A 19,220-nucleotide genomic window follows, 5' to 3' on the forward strand; every position below is an offset into this window, starting at 1 on the left:
AAGGATGTTCCATGCCTCAACGTCTTTTACTGGCGGCACTGTTCCTCGCAGTCGCCGGTTGTGCCAGCCCTCCTCCCGCTTCCGTTCACACCCATGATCCCGCCAGTTCGACGCTGCAAGGCGATGCCGCGCGGCCGGCGCAGGCGCAATGGCTGCGCACCGAGCTGTACTTTTCGGTGGGTTCGATCGATGGCAAGGAAGGTCTCGTCAGCCCGGCGCGCTGGCGCGAATTTCTCGACAAGGAAGTCACACCGCGCTTCCCCGATGGCTTCAGTGTGCTCGACGCGTATGGTCAATGGCGCGATAAAGGCGCAAAAGAGCCTGAGCGCTTGAGCACCAAGGTCATTGTGATCCTGCATGAGAACAGCGTGCAGCGTTCCCGTGACATCGAAGCGATTCGCCTGGCGTACAAACGCATCACCGGCGACCTGTCGGTGCTGCGTTTGTCGCAACCGGCCGAGGTGTCGTTCTAGTCCGATATCTGCCCAAGAGCTTGCCGAGGCGTCGACGCCACGCGGCTCAACCCCGCCAGAATCAGCGCCCCCACCAGCAACACAGCAATCCCCAGAAACGCGCCATAGCCGACCATTGTCACGCTGGAATACAGCATGTACAGGCACAACCCGAAAAACAGCAGCGGCAACAGCGGATACAACGGCACCCGCACCGGCCTCGGCACGTCGGGAAAGCGCCGCCGCAGAATGATCAACGCGACGCTGCTCAAGCTCAGAAACAGCCAGTACACCGGAGTCAAATACTCAACCATAGTGTTGAAACCACTCTGGGTAAAACTGCCGAACAACCCCAACAGCAACGCCACCGCGCCTTCCGCGAGCAAGGCTTTGCGCGGCACGCCGTGACGGTCGTCCCAGTCACCGAAACTGCGCAGTTGCGGCACATCACGGGCGGCAGCGTAGGTAGTCCGGGCGCCGACCAGCAGGGTCGAGTTAATGCTGGCGATGGCGGCGATACCGACCATCAATAGAATCAGCATGCCCCCGGGTGCGCCGAACGCGCGGTTCAGCAGCTCAACCGCCGGCGCGTTGCTCGCCGCCAGTCCGGCGAATCCCAGACCTGCGACGAACGCCCAATTGAGCGCCAGATAGATGCTCATCAGCACCGCCAGCGCTCCGATCATGGCGATGAAGATGCCCCGTCGACCGTCGCGCACTTCTGCCGATAATGTTGCCGCATCGCTCCAGCCACCGAAGGCCAGGAACACGAAAATCATCGCCGCCGAAAATCCGGCCATACCGGTGTGCTCCGGCGTGACCGAAACGTCCGCTACCGGTGGTTCGATGCCCTGCCACTGCAGCCAGACACCGGCGCTGGCAATGCTCAGAAAACCCAACGCGAGCAAGCCCACCAACAACGTCTGAGTGATGAAACCAATGTGCTTGCCCGTGAGATTGAGCAGCACCAGGGCGGCAATGATCGCCCCGGCAAACAACCCCGAGCCGTACTGCCCCAGCGGAACTACCGCGTTGAAGTAATCGGCAAACATGAATGCCGACAACGCGATCCATCCGGTGTGCATCACCGAAAACCGCGACCAGGCGAACAGCAATCCCATGCGTTCACCGTAAGCCGTGCGCAAAAAATGATAGTCGCCGCCCGGGTGCGGAAATGCCGTGGCCATCTCGGCAAAACACAGCGCGCCGATCATCGACGCCACACCGCCGAGCCCCCACACCAGGTAGAAATGTTCTGGCGCGACGTTAAGTGCCACGGTCGGCGCGGTTTTCAGGATGTCGGTAGTGATCACCATGCCCAGCGTGATCAATAACGCCTGAAACACCGGCAGATGCCGCCCCGGCCCCGCGTTAGAAACCATAAGTGGCGCGGGCGTAGTAGTAGGCGCCGTTGGTGCCGATCGGCGAGAGCACGTCATACGGCAGGTTGCCGCCGTAGTTGATCGCCGAGCCGGAGCGTTCCGGGTAGTTGTCGGTAAGGTTGTTGCCACCCACGGCAATGTTGAATTTCGGGGTGAATTTGTAGCTCACCTCGGCGTCCAGTTGCCATACCGCGCCATAGGTTTGCTCCGGTTGCGAATCGCCGAAATCGAACACGCGGGTGGTCTCGCCCTGACGCGTCAGGCGCCCGAGCAAACCCCAATGCTCGCTGGCCCAGTTAGCGGAAAAGATGAAGCGGTCCTTCGGCGCGGCGTCGGTCAGGGTGTTGGTTTCTTCGACGCCAACCAGTGCGTCAGTGCCGATGCCCAACGCCGTCAGTTGCGATGGCGTGCCTTTGGTGCTGGTGACTTTGGTGTGGTTATAGGTATACGCCGTGGTCAAGCCGAGTTGCCCTTCATAGAACGGCTGATGATAGTTGAGCACCAGTTCGGCGCCGTGGGTGCGGGTGTCAGCGGCGTTGGTGAAGAAGTTGACGTCGTGCACTCCCGCTACGCCGAAGTTGTCATTGATGTAGCTTTCCAGGGCATCGCTGCCAATGCGTTGTGACAGGGTAATGCGGTCTTTGACGTCGATGCGGAACACGTCCAGCGAGGCGTCGAAGCGTTCGTTCAGCTGGAAGGTCAGGCCGAGGCTGAAGTTTTTCGAGGTTTCCGGATCGAGCTTTTCCGCGCCCAGTGCACGGGCGATCGGATCGTTGACCGAGAGCACGCGAATATCGGTGAGCGTACCGCCATCGCCGAAGTTGCTGGTGGTGTTCTGGAAGCCGCTTTGCGCCAGCGATGGTGCGCGGAAGTTGTTCGAGACCGCACCGCGCAATGCCCACTGATCGGTCAGTTTGTAGCGGCCACTGAGTTTGCCGGTGAGCTTGCTGCCAGCGTCATCGTAATGTTCCCAGCGCGTGGCGCCGTCGACGAAGAAGCGGTCGGTAAGGTCGCCGGACAACTCGGCATAAGTGCCGAACACATTGCGGTCCAGATCCGATTCTTCACTCGGCCGCAAGCCATTGGCGCCATCGGCACCAGAGCCGATGTAGGAAGCCTCGTCGCCGGCGTAGGTCAGGTAATTTTCGTAGCGATACTCACCGCCGACTGCCAGCACGAACGAGCGTCCACCGAGGCGCAATTCACGGCTGAAATCGAGGTTGCTGGTGGTCTGGCGCAGTTCGTAGTCGCCGGTATCGAATTTCGTCGGCGAGTCTTCACCGAGGCTGACATTGAGGGTGCGCCGGGTCGATCCATCGAAGCGGTTGCGGCCATGGGTGACGCTGCTGTCGAAGTCCCAGTCGTCGCCGATCATGCCTTTGAAGCCCGCTGTGGCGGAAACATCCTTGTTGTCGCCGAGCGATTGCGGCAAGTAGCCGTTGGGGTAGAACTGCGGTTGCTCGTACGGATAGCGATAGAACTCGGCGCCGGTGGTGTGACGCTGGTTGTAGGTACCGAAGCTGTAGGCCTTGCCGCCCGCCAACGGCAGCTCACTGTTGAACCACAGGTTGACGTCGCGGGCGAGGCCGTCGCCCATCACGTAGTTGCGCTGGTTCGGGGTATCGGCAAAGCCATCAAAACCGGCGCGGTTGGTCGGGTTGCGATCCTTGTACTCGGTGCCGCCGCGAATGAAGCCGCCCTCCTCGCCAAGCCGTGTGCCGATCTTCGCGGTGGTCACGCTGTTCTGGCCGTCGGTGGTGGTCTTGCCGATGGCGTCCTGGTGCGTGTGATAGGCGCCATAACTGGTCGAGACCTCGCCGCCCTCGGGCGCGTCGTCGAGGATGATGTTGATCACTCCGGCGATGGCGTCGGAGCCGTATTGCGCACCTGCGCCGTCGCGCAGCACTTCGATACGTTTGATGGCACTGATGGGAATCGAGTTGAAATCCACCGGCGCGGTGCCACGACCGATTTTCGACGAGTCGTTGACCACCGCCGAGGTGTGGCGGCGCTTGCCATTGACCAATACCAACACCTGATCCGGGCTCATGCCGCGCAATTGCGCAGCACGCACATGGTCGGCACCGCCGGAGTTGGATTGGCGCGGCAGACTGAAGGACGGCAACAGCGTCTGCAAGGCTGCACCCAGTTCGCCATCAGCGGCGCCGGCGGTTTTCAGGTCTTCAGCGGTGAGTACATCGACCGGCACCGGCGAATCGAGCACGGTGCGTGAAGTGCCACGGGTGCCGGTGACCAACACGGTGCCGAGTCGCGATTCGCTGTCAGCACTTGCCGAAGTTTCTTCGGCGTTGGCCGGAAGTTGCCAAATGGCGGACACGACAGCGGCCGCCAGTAATGAACGGGAACGGTAATACATATGACAGCTCCTTGAATCGCAGTTAACACCCGGCCGTTGCCGACAATAAAGTTCGGCAAGCAATGCGCGGCAATGTCTGCTGTAGTTTTGGATTTCTGGAAGGCAGTGAAGGTTTTTTTACGATGAGTTGCAGTTTCCCCAGCTGAGACGTTTCCCCTTGGAGCCTGATGCTAGACGAGCTGCCGCAACTCGCAAAAGAACCAATAACGCTTAGGTTAGATCGCTCTAAAGGATTGTTCTTAGTTCAGCAGAAGTGTTGCTGAGCCAACACCTCAACCAACTAACACCAATTTTTCACACTGAAATGCAGTCCCCTGCGGGAGCGAGCCTGCTCGCGATAGCGGTGTGTCAGCTGACAACTTTCTTACTGATACACCGCTATCGCGAGCAGGCTCACTCCTACAGTTTTGATTTGCATCAGACGCTACTTAGTCGAATTCTTTTTCCACCCAGGCATCCTCGGCAATATCCAGTTCATCACCACTGAAGCGCTGTTCGGCAAACGGATCGGCGTGCAGATGAAAGCCATTGCGCTCCCAAAACCCCGGTTGCTCCTCGTTAACAAATTCCAGACCGCGCAACCACTTCGCGCTCTTCCAGAAATACCGCCCGGCGACCACAAGGCGCAACGGCCAGCCGTGTTGGGCGGTCAAGGGCTGGCCGTTGTAATGAGTGGCCAACAGGCTGGCCGGGTGAAGTAAATCATCGAGTCGCAAGTTGGTCTGGTAATCGTGGTCGGCATGAGCCATGACGAACGCCGATGTCGGCTGGAGATTGAAAGCCTGCAACAGATCCTGCAGATGTATCCCGCTCCACTCGGTGTCGAACTTCGACCAGCGTGTCACACAATGGATGTCGCAGCGCAGTTGCCGTTGTGGCAGTGCCTGCAGATCGGCGTAACGCAATTCGATCGGTCGGGCGAGCGTGCCGAACAACCGCAACGACCAATGGGCGAGGTCGTATTCGGGTATTTCGCCTTCGTGCAGGATGGGAAATCGCTCCGTCAGCACTTGGCCTGGGGGCAGTCGATTACCGAACAACGGATCCGCTGCCGGGGAACGGCTTTTGTGTAGGCGTGCAGCTTTGTTGTGCATGTAAGCTCCAGAACTCCCTCAGTTTGCGCAACTACGCGTTACCCCTGTGGGAGCGAGCCTGCTCGCGAAAGCGGTGGGTCAGTCAGCAGAGATATCAACTGATCAGACCTCTTCGCGAGCAGGCTCGCTCCCACATGGGCGATGTCGTGGCAAATGTTCTAGTTGACCACCGGAATCCACGGTGCCCGCGCGACGTTGGCGGTATCACCGAAGGCCGGGAGTTTCTGCGCCAGATCTCGAACGTTTTTCACGTCCAGATCCAGCAGTTGCTGGCGAGTGATCAACGTTGGCGGCACCAGCACCTGATGCCCAGGATTTTCCCCGGCAATCAACATCGCCAGACTGCGTACGCTGATCGCCCCGGCCACTTGCGGATTGACCGCCGCCGTCGCGGCCCAGGCGCTGTCCGGCTCTTTCATGATCTGGATATCGGCGGTGGAAATGTCCGCGCTGTAGATCCTCACTTTGCTCGCCAAGCCCGCTTCATCCACGGCGATTTTCGCGCCTTTGGCGAATTCATCGAACGGCGCAAAGATCACGCTGATCCCCGGATTAGCCCGGAGCACCGCACTGGCCTGATCGGCCACAGAATTGGCAATCGGCGGGTTCAGCGTGCCGAAACGGGCCTTTTCGATGATCCCCGGATTGGCTTGCTTCACTTGGCTCCAGATCTCGTCGCGCCGCTCCATCGGCGTGAAGCCGCTGATGTAGACGTAGCCAGCATCGAAACGCGTGCCGTTGTCCTTCACCGCCTGATCCAGTGCCAAGCGTGCCAAAGCGTGGTGATCCTGCTCGACCTGAGTCACTTGCGGCGTGTTCAGGTCAACGTCGAAGGCGACGACTTTGATGCCTTTGGCAATGGCCCGGTCAATCGGCGCTTTCAGCGTTTCGGCGAGCCCGAGCTGGACGATGATGCCGTCGACGCCCAGATCAATCGCCTGATCGATCATCTCGCCCTGACTCGCCGCTTGCTGCCGCGCATCGAACACCCGCAAATGGGCGCCCAGCGCTTCAGTCTGTTGCTCTACACCGCGCAAATACGCCTCGGGGAAATCCCCGGAAAACAGGTAACCCACCAACGCGATCTGCACCTGACCTTTATCGAACGGTGCCGGTGCACCGGGCAAGGCCTGTGCCTGAACACTCAGGGCCATGGCCGAGAGCAACGCACCGGCAACGAACTGTTTGATTGAACCGTGCATAGCACTTCCTTGAATGAATGCGGCTCAGCGCGCCCGATGCGCGAGGCCGAAGGTGAACATCAGGGCCAGCACCAGCACCAGTCCCTTGACGAAATCCTGCGCGTAATACGGCGCGTTGAGCATGGTCAGGCCATTGAGCAGCGACGCCACCAGCAGCGCACCGATCAACGTGCCGAACGCATTGGGCTTCTTTGCGCCGAGCACGGCAAAACCGATCAGCGCTGCCCCCAACGCGTCGAGCACCAGACCGTTGCCGGAACTGACATCACCGCGCCCCAGCCGCGCCGCGAGCAACACACCGCCCAGTGACGCCAGCACCGCCGAGAGCACGTAGGCCAACAACTTGAAGCGCTGCACCGGCGCACCGGCAAGCCGCGCCGCCTGCTCGTTACCGCCGATGGCATAGAACAGACGGCCAATGCGCGTACGTTCGAGAAACAGCCACACCGCCAGCGCAACCACGGCAGTGATCAACACCGGAATCGGCACCACCTCCCACAACCGCCCGCGCCCCAACGCGAGAAACGCAGCGTTGAAGGTGCCCTCGGTTTCTTCGCCGCTGGGCAAGGTCATGCCGACGGCAATCGAGCGTCCGCCCGTGGGAATCAGTTGCACACCGATCACCAGAAACATGCTGCCGAGCGTTGCGAGAATGTCCGGCACGCGCAATTTGACGATCAGCCAACCGTTGAGCAGCCCGACCAGCGCACCGCCGGCAAGGCTGATCAACACCGCCGGCACCGCGCCCCAGCCGAGCACGACCATCACGTAACTGGCAATCATCAGGCTCATCGCCGCCACCGCGCCAATCGCCAGGCCGAGGCCGCCGACCGCCATGGTCAGCGTCCCGCCCAGCGCCAGCAGCGCCCCAATCGAAACCGACTGCAGAATGCTGAACAGGTTGCCGACCCGCAGAAACGCTGGTTCGGCAACGCTGAAAAACACCACGATCAGCGCCAGCAGCCACAGCAGGCCATAGCGGATCAGCCCGTGCAGCAGACGTTCGGCACGTGCCGGCTCGGTCGATAACAGTGAACTTGAATCAGGCACTCGCTCTGCTCCTTGGCGTGGCTTGAGGGGAATGTTCGGTCACGTCGCTGCCGGCCAGTGCGGCAACCAGATCAGCACGATTGAGGCCGGCACGCGGGTACTCGGCGACCACCGCGTGATCGCGCACCAGCAGAATGCGGTCGGCAATTTCCAGGGCTTCATCGACGTCGGCGCAAATCACTAAAGTCGCGCGCCCCTCGGCGCTGTCGCGCAGCAGTTGGCCGATGTCGCGGCGGGCGCGCACGTCGACGCCTTGAAAGGGTTCATCAAGGATCAATACCCGCCCTTCGCCGAGCAGCCAGCGGCCGAGCACGACTTTCTGTTGATTGCCGCCCGACAACGCGGTCATCGGCACATCGATACCGGCAGTCTTGATCCCCAGCGCCGCCACTTGCGCCTCGACCGCTGCCGCTTCGGCGCGGTTGCGGATGAACCCGCCACGGCTGAAGCGCTCGAGAAACGGCAAGGTCAGCGTACGACGCAGGGAAAAGTCCGGCACCAGCGATTGACTGGCGCGGTCTTCGGCGGCGAAAAAAACACCGCGCTGAATCGCCTCTCGTGGCGACCGCGCAAACCCTTCGACACCGTCCAGTCGCACGCTACCTGACGTCGCGTGACGCAAACCGAACAGCGCTTCGGCAATCTCGCTTTTACCGGCGCCCAACAGCCCGGTGAGCACCACCACCTCGTTTTCATGCAGGGTCAGATCGAAGGTTTGAGAGCGTGGCAGTATCTTCATCGCTGCAAGCTGCAACACTGCTCGCCCTGGCACGCGCGGCACATACGCATGCTCGCCAAGCGCCTGGCCGAGCATGGCGCTGACCGCCTCGGGCAATTGCTGTGCCGTGAAGTCACCCGCCATCCGTCCATCACGCAGGACGATGGCGCGGTCGGCCACGCGTTGCAGGTCGGACAGTCGATGGGAGATGTACACAATCGCCACCCCACGACTACGCAAGGTGTCGATCAAGGCGAACAGGCGCTGCGCCTCGGCATCGGAGAGCGCCGCCGTCGGCTCATCGAGAATCAGCAGGCGCGGCTGCAGGGCAAAGGCCCGCGCCAGCACCACCAATTGGCGCTCGGCCTGCCCCAAATGTTCGATCGGTTGCTCCAGCGGCAAGGTCAAACCCAGCCCGGCGGCAATGCTTGCGGCGCGCTCCAGCAGGTGTTTGCGATTGAGCCAGAAGTCCGCGTCCGGCTTGCACAACTCATCGAGCAGCAGGTTCTCGGCCACGCTCAAACCTGGGGCGATGCCATCGTTGATCTGCTGATGCACCGCGACAATCCCGACCCGGCGCGCAGACAACGGCGAGTTGAAACAGAGATTCTGACCCTCGACGCTGATCTCGCCGGCATCGGCAGTCTGACTGCCCGCCAGGATCTTCACCAAGGTCGACTTGCCCGCGCCATTGGCACCGAGCAATGCCACCACTTCGGCGGGATAAATATCCAGACTGACGCGATCCAGCGCGCGGTTCGAAGCAAAGGATTTGCTCAGCTCACGCACACGAATCAGCGGCTCGCGGGCCACGGCGACAGGCGCACTCATAAAATTCCTTAGCGGCGATGAGCCAGCGAACGCACCAATCGATCGCCCAGGCTCTGCACGCCTTGAACGAGGATGACCAACACCACGACAGTGGCAACCATGACTTCATTGTTGAAGCGCTGATAGCCGTAACGGATCGCCAGATCGCCGAGCCCGCCGCCACCGATGACCCCGGCCATCGAGGAGAATCCGATCAGCATCACCAGCGTCAGGGTGATCCCGGCAAGCAACGCCGGCAGTGCTTCGGGCAACAGCACTTTGAAGATCACATGGCCGATGTCGCCGCCCATGGCAAGGATCGCTTCGATGCGGCCCTTGTCGACTTCGTCCAGCGCGTTTTCGACGATGCGCGCGAAGAATGGAAACGCGCCAATGGTGATCGGCACTACGGCGGCGGTGCTGCCCAGGGTCGTGCCGACCACTAGTCGGGTCAGTGGAATCAGAGCAATCAGCATCACCACAAACGGCAGCGAACGGCCGAGGTTGACCAGTGCACTCAACGCGGTATTCAGCCGTGGCATCGGGTAAAGCCCACCGCGGCGGCTGATAAACAGCAACACGCCCAGCGGCAAACCGATCAGCAGCGTGAACAACCCGGCGAGTAGCACCATGTACAGGGTTTCCCCGGTGGCGTTGAGCACCAGTTGCAGGATTTCATACCAGTCAATTGAGCGATTCATGATTGTGCTGCCCGCACGCCGTACTGTTTGAGAAAACTCAGGCCGGGGGCCGCATGCCCCAGCGGTAATCCGCAGGTCGGGCGCAACGAACTGCCCAGGCTCGATTGTGGATCAGCCATCAGACGCGGCACCGGCCCAGCCTCCACCATCCGCCCGTTGGCCATGAACGCGGCGTGGTCGCAGATCGACTTGACCACGTCCAGTTCGTGGGTGATCAGCACAATGGTCAACCCCAGTTGCCGATTGATGTCACGCAACAGTTCCAGAATCGATGCGGTGGTTTCCGGGTCGAGGGCACTGGTCGCTTCGTCCGACAACAAATATGCCGGCTCCGCCGCCAGCGCACGGGCAATGCCCACGCGCTGTTTCTGGCCACCGGACAATTGCGAAGGAAACGCCTGCGCCTTGTCAGTCAAACCGACCAGTTCCAGCAGCTCGCGTACCCGCACGTGACGCCACGGTTTGCCGACATTGGCGATCTCCAGCGGTACGGCAATGTTGTCGAAGACCGTGCGTGAATGCAGCAGGTTGAAGCCTTGAAAGATCATACCGATGCGCTGGCGTTGCTGGCGCAGATCGCTGGCGGACAGCTTCATCAGGTCGACGCCATCGAGCAGAATCCGTCCGCTGTCGGGACGTTCGAGCAGATTGAGGCAACGCAACAGCGTCGACTTGCCCGCGCCGCTGCGCCCGAGAATCCCATAGACCGCGCCGTCGGGAATGCTCAGCGATACCTGATGCAGTGCCGGTTGCGTCGCTGACGGATAGGTTTTGCTCAATTGCTCGACGGTGATCATGGCTGGCTGCCTGCCACTGGAATCACCGAACCGGCAAAGTGATCGGTGATGTACCTGGCGACTTGCGGCGAAGTCAGATCCTTGGCCAGTTGCGCGATACGTGGGTCGTTCTGCAGTTTCGGGGTGGTCACCAGAATATTCGCGTAAGGATTGTGCTCGGCTTTCTCCAGGCCCAAGGCATCCTTGGCCGGCACCAGGCCTGCGTCGAGCGCGTAGTTGCCGTTGATCACCGCCAGATCGACATCGTCCAGCGAGCGCGGGATCTGCGGTGATTCGATTTCGAGAATCTTCAGCTGTTTCGGGTTTTCGGCGATGTCTTTCGGTGTTGCCTGATCAGTGGCCGGATCGTTGAAACCGGGTTTGAGTTTGATCAAGCCATTGTCTTGCAACAGGTACAGCGCGCGGCTCAGGTTGGTGACGTTGTTCGGTACAGCGACGGTGCCTTTATTCGGCACGTCAGCGAAGCTTTTGTGGCGACGCGAGTAAATGCCCAAGGGTTCGATATGCACGGTGGCGGCCACCGCAAGTTTCTCGCCGAGCGCCTGCTCCTGGGATTTCAGATAGGGCAAATGCTGGAAGTAATTGGCGTCGACATCACCGTGCACCAACAGCTCATTGGAGTTCACACCGTTGGGGATTTCGATGACCTTGAGGTTGAGTTGCGGATCGATTTTCTGGATGTACGCAAGGATCTGCGCGTGAGGCACCGGGTCGGCGGCGACGCGCAACGGTTCCAGTGCCTGAGCACTGAATGAAGTCACCAGTGTGCCGAGCACGGCGAGGGTCAAACCGGCTTGTTTCAACATGTCGATAATCCTTGAGCGAGTGATGAATCAGGCGGTTTTGCGCACTGGCGCTGGTGGCAGCAGCGCGTCGGCATAGAAGCGTTGGGCGACATCGGGGTGCGAGCGCAGACGTCCCTTGAGGTAATTGCAGCCGACGTCGCGAAACAGTGGATTGAGCGGATCACTCGCCGGCCCGCGCGCCTCGCGCAGCAGCGCGGTGGGCAACGGGTACAGCGGCACCGTGGCGTCGAGTTGTGCGCCGAGGAAGAACGCGATGGACAGGCGTTCGCTACCCTGCGGCGGCGACACGACGCGATGCACCGTGGCACGCAAATAGCCGTTGGAAGCGAGTTCGAGCAGTTCGCCGATGTTCACCACCAGCGTGTTCTCCCGTGGCAGCGCATCAATCCAGCGGCCCTCTTCGATCTCGACTTGCAGACCGGCCTGCTGGTCTTGCAACAGGAAACTCAAGAACCCGGAATCCTTGTGCGCGCCGACGCCTTGATGGCTCGCCTCGCGCGACTGACCGGGATAGCGCATCAGCTTGATGTGTTCGTTGGGTCGGTCGCCGTAGAGCTGATCGAAAGCATCGGCACGCAGCGACAAGGCCTGAGCGAAGGCGCGCAGTAAACGCAGGGACATGTGCGTCATCGCCTGCTGCCATTCAAGCAACAAGGGTTTCAATTCCGGCAATGCCGCCGGCCACTGGTTGGGCCCTTGCAGCCGCGCCCAGAACGGGCTGTCCGCTTGTATTGGCAAGGCCTCGCGCTCGGCGCCCAGATCGAACTGTTCGCGCCAGTCGGGTTGGCCACGGGTGATCTCGGAGGCAGCACGGTTGTAACCGCGAAAGTGCGGCGAGTTGATCATGCCGACCGCTGCTTTGGCGCTGTCAGGCAAGGCGAAAAACTGGCGAGCGTGTTCTTGCACTTGCTTGAGTAAAGCAGAGTCGATGCCATGGCCGGTCAGATAGAAGAACCCAACGTCGCGGGCCGCCTGGCGCAAGTCATCGAGAAACGCGTAACGCTGCTGCGCCGTGCCTTCGAACAAGGACAGATCAAGGGTCGGTAATGCGGTGATGTCGAGGGTATGCGGCATGATTCACTCCCGTGTGAATCAAACCTGAAGAACCTGTGATCGATTCAGCGTGTGCCGTCATGGCAATCGGGGGTCTATCGGTTTGATGCGTTTTGATTCGTCGTTGCGACAAAACTAAACGATCTTAAAAATACGTAGCCAATATCTTTTTCGCATTACCTTAGGTCTGATTTCCCCTCACCCCAGCCCTCTCCCGAAGGAGAGGGAGCCGACCGTGTTGTCCTGCGGTATGCATCGACCTGAACAACCGGGTTGGATTCAGTACAAAACGTTCAGGTCGACGTAGTGCTCAAGATTACCTCGGTCACTCCCCTCACCCCAGCCCTCTCCCGGGGGAGAGGGAGCCGACCGTGTTGTCTTGCGGTATGCATCGACCTGAACAACCGGGTTGGATTCGGCAAATATCGTTCAGGTCGACGTAGCACTCAAGATCCCCCGGTCAGTCCCCTCTCCCTCTGGGAGAGGGTTAGGGTGAGGGGCACTGACGACTCGGTATCAAGCGTCCTGCAATGCACGTGGGCGTTGGCTGCGTTGTTCGGCACTGGCATCCGGCGCCGGTTGCAGCTGAAAGTCGAACTTCAGCTCGGCATGGCGTCCAGAGACGTCGTCCTCGTGGAACAGCACTTCCCCGACCAGCCCTTCACGGGTCGCATAAGCAAAGTCGTCCCACAGATATTGGTCGCCCGACAGATTGATCTGCGTCGTCAGATGCCGATGCCCCGGGGCGCTGATGAAAAAGTGCACATGGGCCGGACGCTGGCCATGGCGACCAAGCAGGTTCAGGCATTCCTGGGTCGGGCCTTGCGGGTCGCAGCCATATCCGGACGGCACGATGCTGCGCGCGCGGTAACGGCCTTCGGCGTCGGTGATGATGCGTCGACGCAGGTTGTACTCGGACTGGCTCGGGTCGAAAAACGAGTAAGTGCCCTTGGTGTTGGCGTGCCACAGGTCAACCGTGGCACCGGCCAACGGTTGGCCGTGAAGATCGAACACCTGGCCTTCGAGGCGCATCACGGTGGCGATGCCCTCCTCGCTGCCATCATCCATGCGGCATTCGCCTTCGCACAGGGGTGCTCCGGCCACATACAGCGGCCCTTCGATGGTGCGCGGCGTGCCGCCGGTCAAACCGATCTGCGCGTCCTTGGCGTCCTGCAACAGGTCGAGAAAGTGTTCGATACCCAGCCCTGCGACCAGTAACCCGGCCTCTGAGCGACCGCCCAGGCGGTTGAGATAATCGACGGCTTTCCAGAACTCGTCCTCGCTGATGTCGAGGTCTTCGATGATTGTCGCGGTGTCCTGCAAAATGCGCAGGACGATGGTTTTCAGACGGGAATTACCCTCGTCGTTGGCAAAACCGGCGGCTTCTTTGAAGAAGGCTTGCAGCTCGGCGGTGTGGGCAATTTTCACGGTCATGGTGGTTTACCTCATCTTGTTGTTTTGTCGACGCAGTTCTTGAGTTCCAGCACCGTCCCTTGTAGGAGTGAGCCTGCTCGCGATAGCGGTCTGCCAGTTACCATCGATGCTGAATGACACACCGCTATCGCGAGCAGGCTCACTCCTACAGGGACCGGGTTGGGTCAGCGATCGTGGCTGTGGATCGACGACGGATGCCGGCAGAGGCCATCGATCTCGATATCCATGTAAGGGAACAACGGCAAGCGCATCAGCGTGTCGTGCAGTGCCTCGACGCTCGGCACGTCGAACACGCTGTAATTGGCGTAGTGCCCGGCGATGCGCCACAGGTGCCGCCATACGCCTTCGCGTTGCAGCCGTTGCGCCAGTTCCTTCTCGTCAGCCTTGAGCCGGGTGGCCAGTGACGGGTCCATATCGACGGGCAATTTCACGGTCATTTTTACGTGGAACAGCATGGTGGCTCTCCTGATTCAGTGGCGGCGAAAACGCGCCAGACGCTCTTCATCCAGCGTCAGGCCCAGGCCTGGAGTTCGCGGGATGTGCAGATGAAAATCGCGGTACTGTGGCGTTTCGGTGACGATGTCTTCAGTCAGCAACAATGGGCCGAACAGTTCGGTGTCCCAGGTCAGTTGCCTGATCGTGAGGAAGGCGTGCGCCGAGGCCAGCGTGCCGATGGAGCCTTCGAGCATGGTGCCGCCGTACAACGCGATGCCGGCGGCTTCGGCGATTTGTACGGTTCTGAGCACGGCGCGCGGGCCACCGTTCTTGGCGATCTTCAGGGCGAAGACACTGGCGGCGCCGTCGGCGGCGAGGCTGAAGGCGTCCTCGACACTTTCGATCGATTCATCGGCCATGATCGGTGCCGGGCTGCGCTGGTTCAGACGAATCTGTCCGGAACGATTGACCCGCGAGATCGGCTGCTCAATCAGGTCGATGCCGTTGTCACCGAGCACCTGACAGCCGCGAATTGCCTGGGACTCGTCCCAATACTGGTTGACGTCGACGCGCACACTGGCGCGCTCGCCGAGAGCCTTTTTGATCGCCACGACGTGTTTGAGATCCTGTTCCAGCGGGTTGGCGCCAATCTTCAGTTTGAAGATGCGATGGCGGCGCGCCTCGAGCATCTGTTCGGCTTCGGCAATGTCACGGGCGGTGTCGCCGCTGGCCAAGGTCCAGGCCACTTCAAGGCTGTCACGTACGCGGCCGCCGAGCAGCTCGCTGACCGGCAGACCGAGGCGCTTGCCTTGGGCATCGAGCAGTGCGCTTTCGATGCCGGACTTGGCGAAAGTATTGCCCTTGGCGATCTTGTCGAGCCGCTGCATCGCCGCGTTGATGTTGTTCGCTTCCATGCCCACCAGCGCCGGGGCCAGATGCGCGTCGATATTGGCTTTGATGCTTTCCGGGCTTTCATAACCGTAAGCAAGACCGCCAATGGTGGTGGCTTCGCCGATACCTTCAATGCCATCGCTGCAACGCAGGCGCAGAATCACCAGGGTCTGCTTCTGCATCGTGTGCATCGCCAGTTTGTGCGGGCGGATGGTCGGCAAGTCGACGATGATCGTCGACAGGCTTTCAATCAGAATTCGCTGCATGTCTGTGTCCTTTACAGAGTGATCAACCGAGGTCGCCGCCACCGACCGGCAAGGTCACACCGGTGATGTACGAGGCGTCGTCGGAGGCGAGAAAGAGGATCGCGCCGACCTGTTCATCGAGGCTGCCGTAGCGTTTCATCAGGCTGCTGTCGAGGGTTTGCGCGACGATCTCCTGATACCAGGCCTGCTCCTGCGCCGACTGTTCGCCGGCATTACGCGGGATGCGTCGCGGCGGAGCTTCGGTGCCGCCCGGTGCGGTGGCGTTGACGCGAATGCCACGCTCGGCGTTTTCGAAGGCCAGGCACGCGGTGAGTGCGTTGATGCCACCCTTGGCCGCGCCGTACGGCACGCGATTGACGCTGCGGGTGGCAATCGACGAGACGTTGACGATGGCGCCGCGCCCTTGCTTGAGCATGTACGGCAACGCCGCATGGCAGCACCACAGGGTCGGGAACAGCGAACGGCGCACTTCGGCTTCGATCTGCTCGACTTGGTAATGCTCGAACGGCTTGGCCCAGATCGTCCCGCCGACATTGTTGATCAGGATGTCGAGACGGCGGAAAGTGTTGATCGCCTCGGCCATGACCCGGGCGCAATCGGCGTACTGTTCGAGGTCAGCCGTCAGCGCCAGAACCCCCTCGCCTTGCAGCTCGTGAACCAGTTCGGAGCGGTCAACGGCAACCACTTGCGCACCTTCACGCAACAGGCGTTCGCACACGCGGCGGCCGATACCCTGCGCCGCGCCGGTGACCAGCGCGACCTTGTTGGAGAATCTGTTGTTCATGACAACCTCGAAAATTGGGGTTCAGGCAGCCGCTGCGGCGAATTTTTCGTAGTAGAAGTTCGCCGGGGTGATGCCCTGCTCGCGGATGTATTGGCTGACCGCCTCAACCATCGGCGGCGGCCCGCACAGGTACACGTCGACGTCGCCTGCGTTGAGGTGGCGCGGCTCGATGTGCTGGGTGACGTAGCCCTTGAGCGGGTGCGCGCTCTGCGGGTTGGCCACGCACGCACCAAAGCTGAAATGACTGATGCGCGCGGCGAAGGCTTCGAGGCGGTCGAGCTCGACCAGATCGAAATCATTGGTCACGCCGTAGATCAAATGCACGGGATGTTCGCTGCCCTGCTCCGCGATTTTCTCCAGCATCGCGGTGAACGGTGCCAGGCCCGTGCCGCCGGCCAGCAACAGCAGTGGCCGCTTGATTTCCCGCAGGTAAAAACTGCCCAACGGCCCGGCCAGGTTCATGCTGTCGCCAGCCTTGGCCAGCCCGGTGAGGAAGCTGCTCATCAAGCCGCCGGGCACGTTGCGAATCAGAAAGCTGACCTCGCCATCCTTCTGCAACGAGCTGAAGGAGTAGGCGCGACTCTGCTCGCTACCGGGCACTTGCAGGTTGACGTACTGACCCGGCAGGAACGCCAGTTTGCTCAGCGCTTCGCCCTTGATCGACAGCGCGATAGTGCTTTCGGACAACTGCCGGACAGCGCTGATCGATGCCTGGAAGTTCGCTTGTTCGGTCTTGCACACCTGCGAGCCAGCCGGCACTCGCACCACGCAATCGCTTTCAGCGCGCATCTGGCAGGTCAGCACATAGCCTTGCGCAAGCTCGTCGGCGCTCAAGGCGTCTTCGATGAAGTTGTCGCCCATGTCGTAACGCCCGGCTTCGGCGAAACACTTGCAGGTGCCGCAGGCGCCGTCACGGCAATCCAGCGGGATGTTGATGCCTTGTCGGTACGCCGCGTCGGCCACGGTTTCATGGCCGCCAGCCTCGATGAAACGGGTGACGCCGTCTTCAAAATTAAGCGCAATCTGGAAATTCATGGTGCACCTCGTCGTGTCGACTAGATGTGGTAGATGTCGATGACCTGACGGACGTAATCGTTTTTCAGCACGACTCTCTTGGCCTTGATCAGCGGCTGTTCGCTACGCAGATCGAGGGTGTAGAAACTGCTGCCGAAGTAGCTGTCGGTGACCTGGTAGCGGAAGCTCAGGGTGTGCCAGTTGAAGCGCACCTGGCACTGGTCGGTGCTGTGCTCGACGATCTCGATGTTGCTCAGGTTGTGCGAGGTGCGGGTGTCGGGAATGGTCGCGCTGGAGCGCTCGGTCTTGATCCGGAAGATGCGGTCTTCGAGGCCGCCACGGTTGCCGTACCAGATCAGCGAGATTTCGCTTTGCGGGTCTTCGGTGAGCGTGTCGTTATCGTCCCAGGCCGGCATCCAGAAAGTCGCGTCGGCGGCGTACAGTTCCAGCCATTGATCCCATTGGCCGTCATCGAGATAACGCGCTTCGCGGTAGAGAAAATCGCGCACGGTGTCGTAGAGGTTGCTCATCACACGGCCTCCACAGAGATCAGTTGTGGCTCGGTGGCAGCGGCTTTGAGCATGGTTTCCTGCCAGTACTTGTGTTGCAGCACGAACAGACCTTCGTCCTCGGTGCGCATGCCGGAAAGCAATGGCTTGAGGTTGATTTCCTCGGCGGCAGCGTCGGCACCTTCAACCCAATGGGTCGCGCCTCGGGACATGTCGTTCCAGCCGCGCCCGGCGCCGTAACCGGTCTGGCACGAGCGGAACTCTTCCAGGTCATCCGGCGTGGCCATGCCGCTGACATTGAAGAAATCTTCGTACTGGCGAATGCGCTTGGCGCGGGCCTCGGCGCTCTCGCCTTTGGGGGCGATGCAGTAAATGGTGATTTCGGTCTTGTCGACGGAAATCGGCCGGGCGATGCGGATCTGCGAACTGAACTGATCCATCAGGTACACGTTCGGGTACAGACACAGGTTGCGCGAGTTTTCGATCATCCAGTCGGCGCGGGCCTGGCCGAAATCACGGGCCAGTTCGTCGCGGCGCTCATAAGCGGGACGGTCTTCGGGGTTGGCCCAGCGGGTCCAGAGCAGCAGGTGACCGTGATCGAAGGAGTAGAAACCGCCGCCCTTTTTCGCCCAACTGCCGGCGCTCATGGTCTTGATCGCTTCGCCCGCTTCGCGTTGCTGGCGCTGATTTTGAGTCGCTGCGTAGTTCCAGTGCACGGAGCTGACGTGGTAGCCGTCGGCGCCGTTTTCGGCGGTGAGTTTCCAGTTGCCTTCGTAGATATAGGAACTGGAGCCACGCAGCACTTCCAGGCCTTCTGGCGACTGGTCGACGATCATGTCGATGATTTTCGCCGACTCGCCCAGATGCTCCGCGAGGGATTTAACCTCGGCGCTCAGGCTGCCGAACAGAAAGCCCCGATAGGATTCGAACCGCGCAACTTTGGTCAGGTCATGGGAGCCTTCGCAGTTGAAGCCTTGCGGGTAACCGGCCTCGCTCGGGTCCTTGACCTTGAGCAGTTTGCCGCTGTTGTTGAACGTCCAGCCGTGGAACGGGCAGGTGTAGCTGGAGCGGTTGCCGGACTTGTGCCGGCACAACATCGCGCCACGATGGCTGCAGGCATTGAGGAACGCATTGAGCACACCGTCCTTGTTGCGCGCGATGAAGATCGGCTGGCGCCCCATGGTGGTGGTCAGGAAGTCGTTGTTGTTGGGGAGCTGGCTTTCGTGGGCGAGGTAAATCCAGTTGCCCTCGAAGATGTGCGCCATCTCCAGTTCGAACAGACGCGGATCGGTGAACATCTCCCGCTTGCAGCGGTAGGCGCCCTTCTCCTTGTCTTCTTCAAGCATGGCATTGAGGTAGTCGATTCCCAGGGACATGGCCGGGGCCTCCATTGTTATTGTTCAGGCCAGGTCAGATTAGGGAGGCGATGCGCGGGGCAATAGCCG

The 19,220-nt window shown here is 60.8% G+C and carries 18 protein-coding genes; 1 reads left to right on the forward strand and 17 read right to left on the reverse strand.

Annotation, left to right across the window (positions count from 1 at the left end):
* Positions 1-11: 11 nt before the first annotated feature.
* Complete coding sequence (locus tag AK821_RS15030; protein WP_064390397.1) at positions 12-473, forward strand: DUF3574 domain-containing protein; 462 nt, start codon at positions 12-14, stop codon at positions 471-473.
* On the opposite strand, the gene AK821_RS15035 is transcribed toward AK821_RS15030, so the two are convergent.
* From AK821_RS15035 to benA, 17 genes are all read right to left on the reverse strand, one after another.
* Entirely contained in the window at positions 470-1,834 is a 1,365-nt protein-coding gene (locus AK821_RS15035; protein ID WP_064390398.1) for an APC family permease, read from the reverse strand. The genes AK821_RS15030 and AK821_RS15035 overlap by 4 nt on opposite strands.
* A complete protein-coding gene (locus tag AK821_RS15040; protein ID WP_064390399.1) occupies positions 1,824-4,211 on the reverse strand; it encodes a TonB-dependent receptor plug domain-containing protein in 2,388 nt (795 codons plus the stop codon). The genes AK821_RS15035 and AK821_RS15040 overlap by 11 nt, the downstream gene beginning before the upstream one ends.
* Positions 4,212-4,639: 428 nt before the next feature.
* Positions 4,640-5,305, reverse strand: a complete 666-nt coding sequence (locus tag AK821_RS15045) for a sulfite oxidase-like oxidoreductase (RefSeq protein ID WP_064390400.1) — start codon at positions 5,303-5,305, stop codon at positions 4,640-4,642.
* A gap of 158 nt (positions 5,306-5,463) precedes the next feature.
* Positions 5,464-6,507 carry a substrate-binding domain-containing protein gene (locus tag AK821_RS15050; protein ID WP_064390401.1) on the reverse strand — a complete coding sequence of 348 codons (1,044 nt, stop codon included), beginning with the start codon at positions 6,505-6,507 and terminating at the stop codon, positions 5,464-5,466.
* Between the two features lie 24 nt (positions 6,508-6,531).
* Entirely contained in the window at positions 6,532-7,557 is a 1,026-nt protein-coding gene (locus tag AK821_RS15055; RefSeq protein ID WP_064390402.1) for an ABC transporter permease, read from the reverse strand.
* Complete coding sequence (locus AK821_RS15060) at positions 7,550-9,106, reverse strand: sugar ABC transporter ATP-binding protein (RefSeq protein ID WP_064390403.1); 1,557 nt, start codon at positions 9,104-9,106, stop codon at positions 7,550-7,552. Before AK821_RS15060 ends, AK821_RS15055 begins: the two co-directional genes overlap by 8 nt.
* A gap of 8 nt (positions 9,107-9,114) precedes the next feature.
* Positions 9,115-9,786, reverse strand: a complete 672-nt coding sequence (locus tag AK821_RS15065) for a methionine ABC transporter permease (RefSeq protein WP_064390404.1) — start codon at positions 9,784-9,786, stop codon at positions 9,115-9,117.
* On the reverse strand, positions 9,783-10,583 hold the full coding sequence (locus AK821_RS15070; RefSeq protein WP_082355451.1) for a methionine ABC transporter ATP-binding protein: 801 nt from the start codon (positions 10,581-10,583) through the stop codon (positions 9,783-9,785). Before AK821_RS15070 ends, AK821_RS15065 begins: the two co-directional genes overlap by 4 nt.
* Positions 10,580-11,389 (reverse strand): MetQ/NlpA family ABC transporter substrate-binding protein, encoded by an 810-nt coding sequence (locus tag AK821_RS15075; RefSeq protein WP_064390405.1) that lies wholly within the window; start codon positions 11,387-11,389, stop codon positions 10,580-10,582. Before AK821_RS15075 ends, AK821_RS15070 begins: the two co-directional genes overlap by 4 nt.
* Before the next feature lie 27 nt (positions 11,390-11,416).
* Positions 11,417-12,463 (reverse strand): isopenicillin N synthase family dioxygenase, encoded by a 1,047-nt coding sequence (locus AK821_RS15080; RefSeq protein WP_064390406.1) that lies wholly within the window; start codon positions 12,461-12,463, stop codon positions 11,417-11,419.
* Between the two features lie 495 nt (positions 12,464-12,958).
* Positions 12,959-13,876, reverse strand: coding sequence for a catechol 1,2-dioxygenase (catA, locus tag AK821_RS15085; RefSeq protein WP_064390407.1), 918 nt, complete (start codon positions 13,874-13,876; stop codon positions 12,959-12,961).
* Between the two features lie 164 nt (positions 13,877-14,040).
* Positions 14,041-14,331 carry a muconolactone Delta-isomerase gene (catC, locus tag AK821_RS15090; RefSeq protein WP_064390408.1) on the reverse strand — a complete coding sequence of 97 codons (291 nt, stop codon included), beginning with the start codon at positions 14,329-14,331 and terminating at the stop codon, positions 14,041-14,043.
* A gap of 15 nt (positions 14,332-14,346) precedes the next feature.
* Positions 14,347-15,468, reverse strand: coding sequence for a muconate cycloisomerase family protein (locus AK821_RS15095; protein WP_064390409.1), 1,122 nt, complete (start codon positions 15,466-15,468; stop codon positions 14,347-14,349).
* Positions 15,469-15,490: 22 nt separating this feature from the next.
* On the reverse strand, positions 15,491-16,252 hold the full coding sequence (locus tag AK821_RS15100; RefSeq protein ID WP_064390410.1) for a 1,6-dihydroxycyclohexa-2,4-diene-1-carboxylate dehydrogenase: 762 nt from the start codon (positions 16,250-16,252) through the stop codon (positions 15,491-15,493).
* Between the two features lie 21 nt (positions 16,253-16,273).
* Positions 16,274-17,287, reverse strand: coding sequence for a benzoate 1,2-dioxygenase electron transfer component BenC (gene benC / locus AK821_RS15105; RefSeq protein WP_064390411.1), 1,014 nt, complete (start codon positions 17,285-17,287; stop codon positions 16,274-16,276).
* A gap of 20 nt (positions 17,288-17,307) precedes the next feature.
* Positions 17,308-17,796, reverse strand: a complete 489-nt coding sequence (benB, locus tag AK821_RS15110) for a benzoate 1,2-dioxygenase small subunit (RefSeq protein WP_064390412.1) — start codon at positions 17,794-17,796, stop codon at positions 17,308-17,310.
* The gene (gene benA / locus AK821_RS15115; RefSeq protein ID WP_064390413.1) at positions 17,796-19,151 is read right to left on the reverse strand and encodes a benzoate 1,2-dioxygenase large subunit; all 1,356 of its coding nucleotides are present in this window, start codon (positions 19,149-19,151) and stop codon (positions 17,796-17,798) included. Before benA ends, benB begins: the two co-directional genes overlap by 1 nt.
* Between the last annotated feature and the right edge of the window lie 69 nt (positions 19,152-19,220).

It is taken from the genome of Pseudomonas sp. RIT-PI-r (genome assembly GCF_001297015.1).
GTDB lineage: Bacteria > Pseudomonadota > Gammaproteobacteria > Pseudomonadales > Pseudomonadaceae > Aquipseudomonas.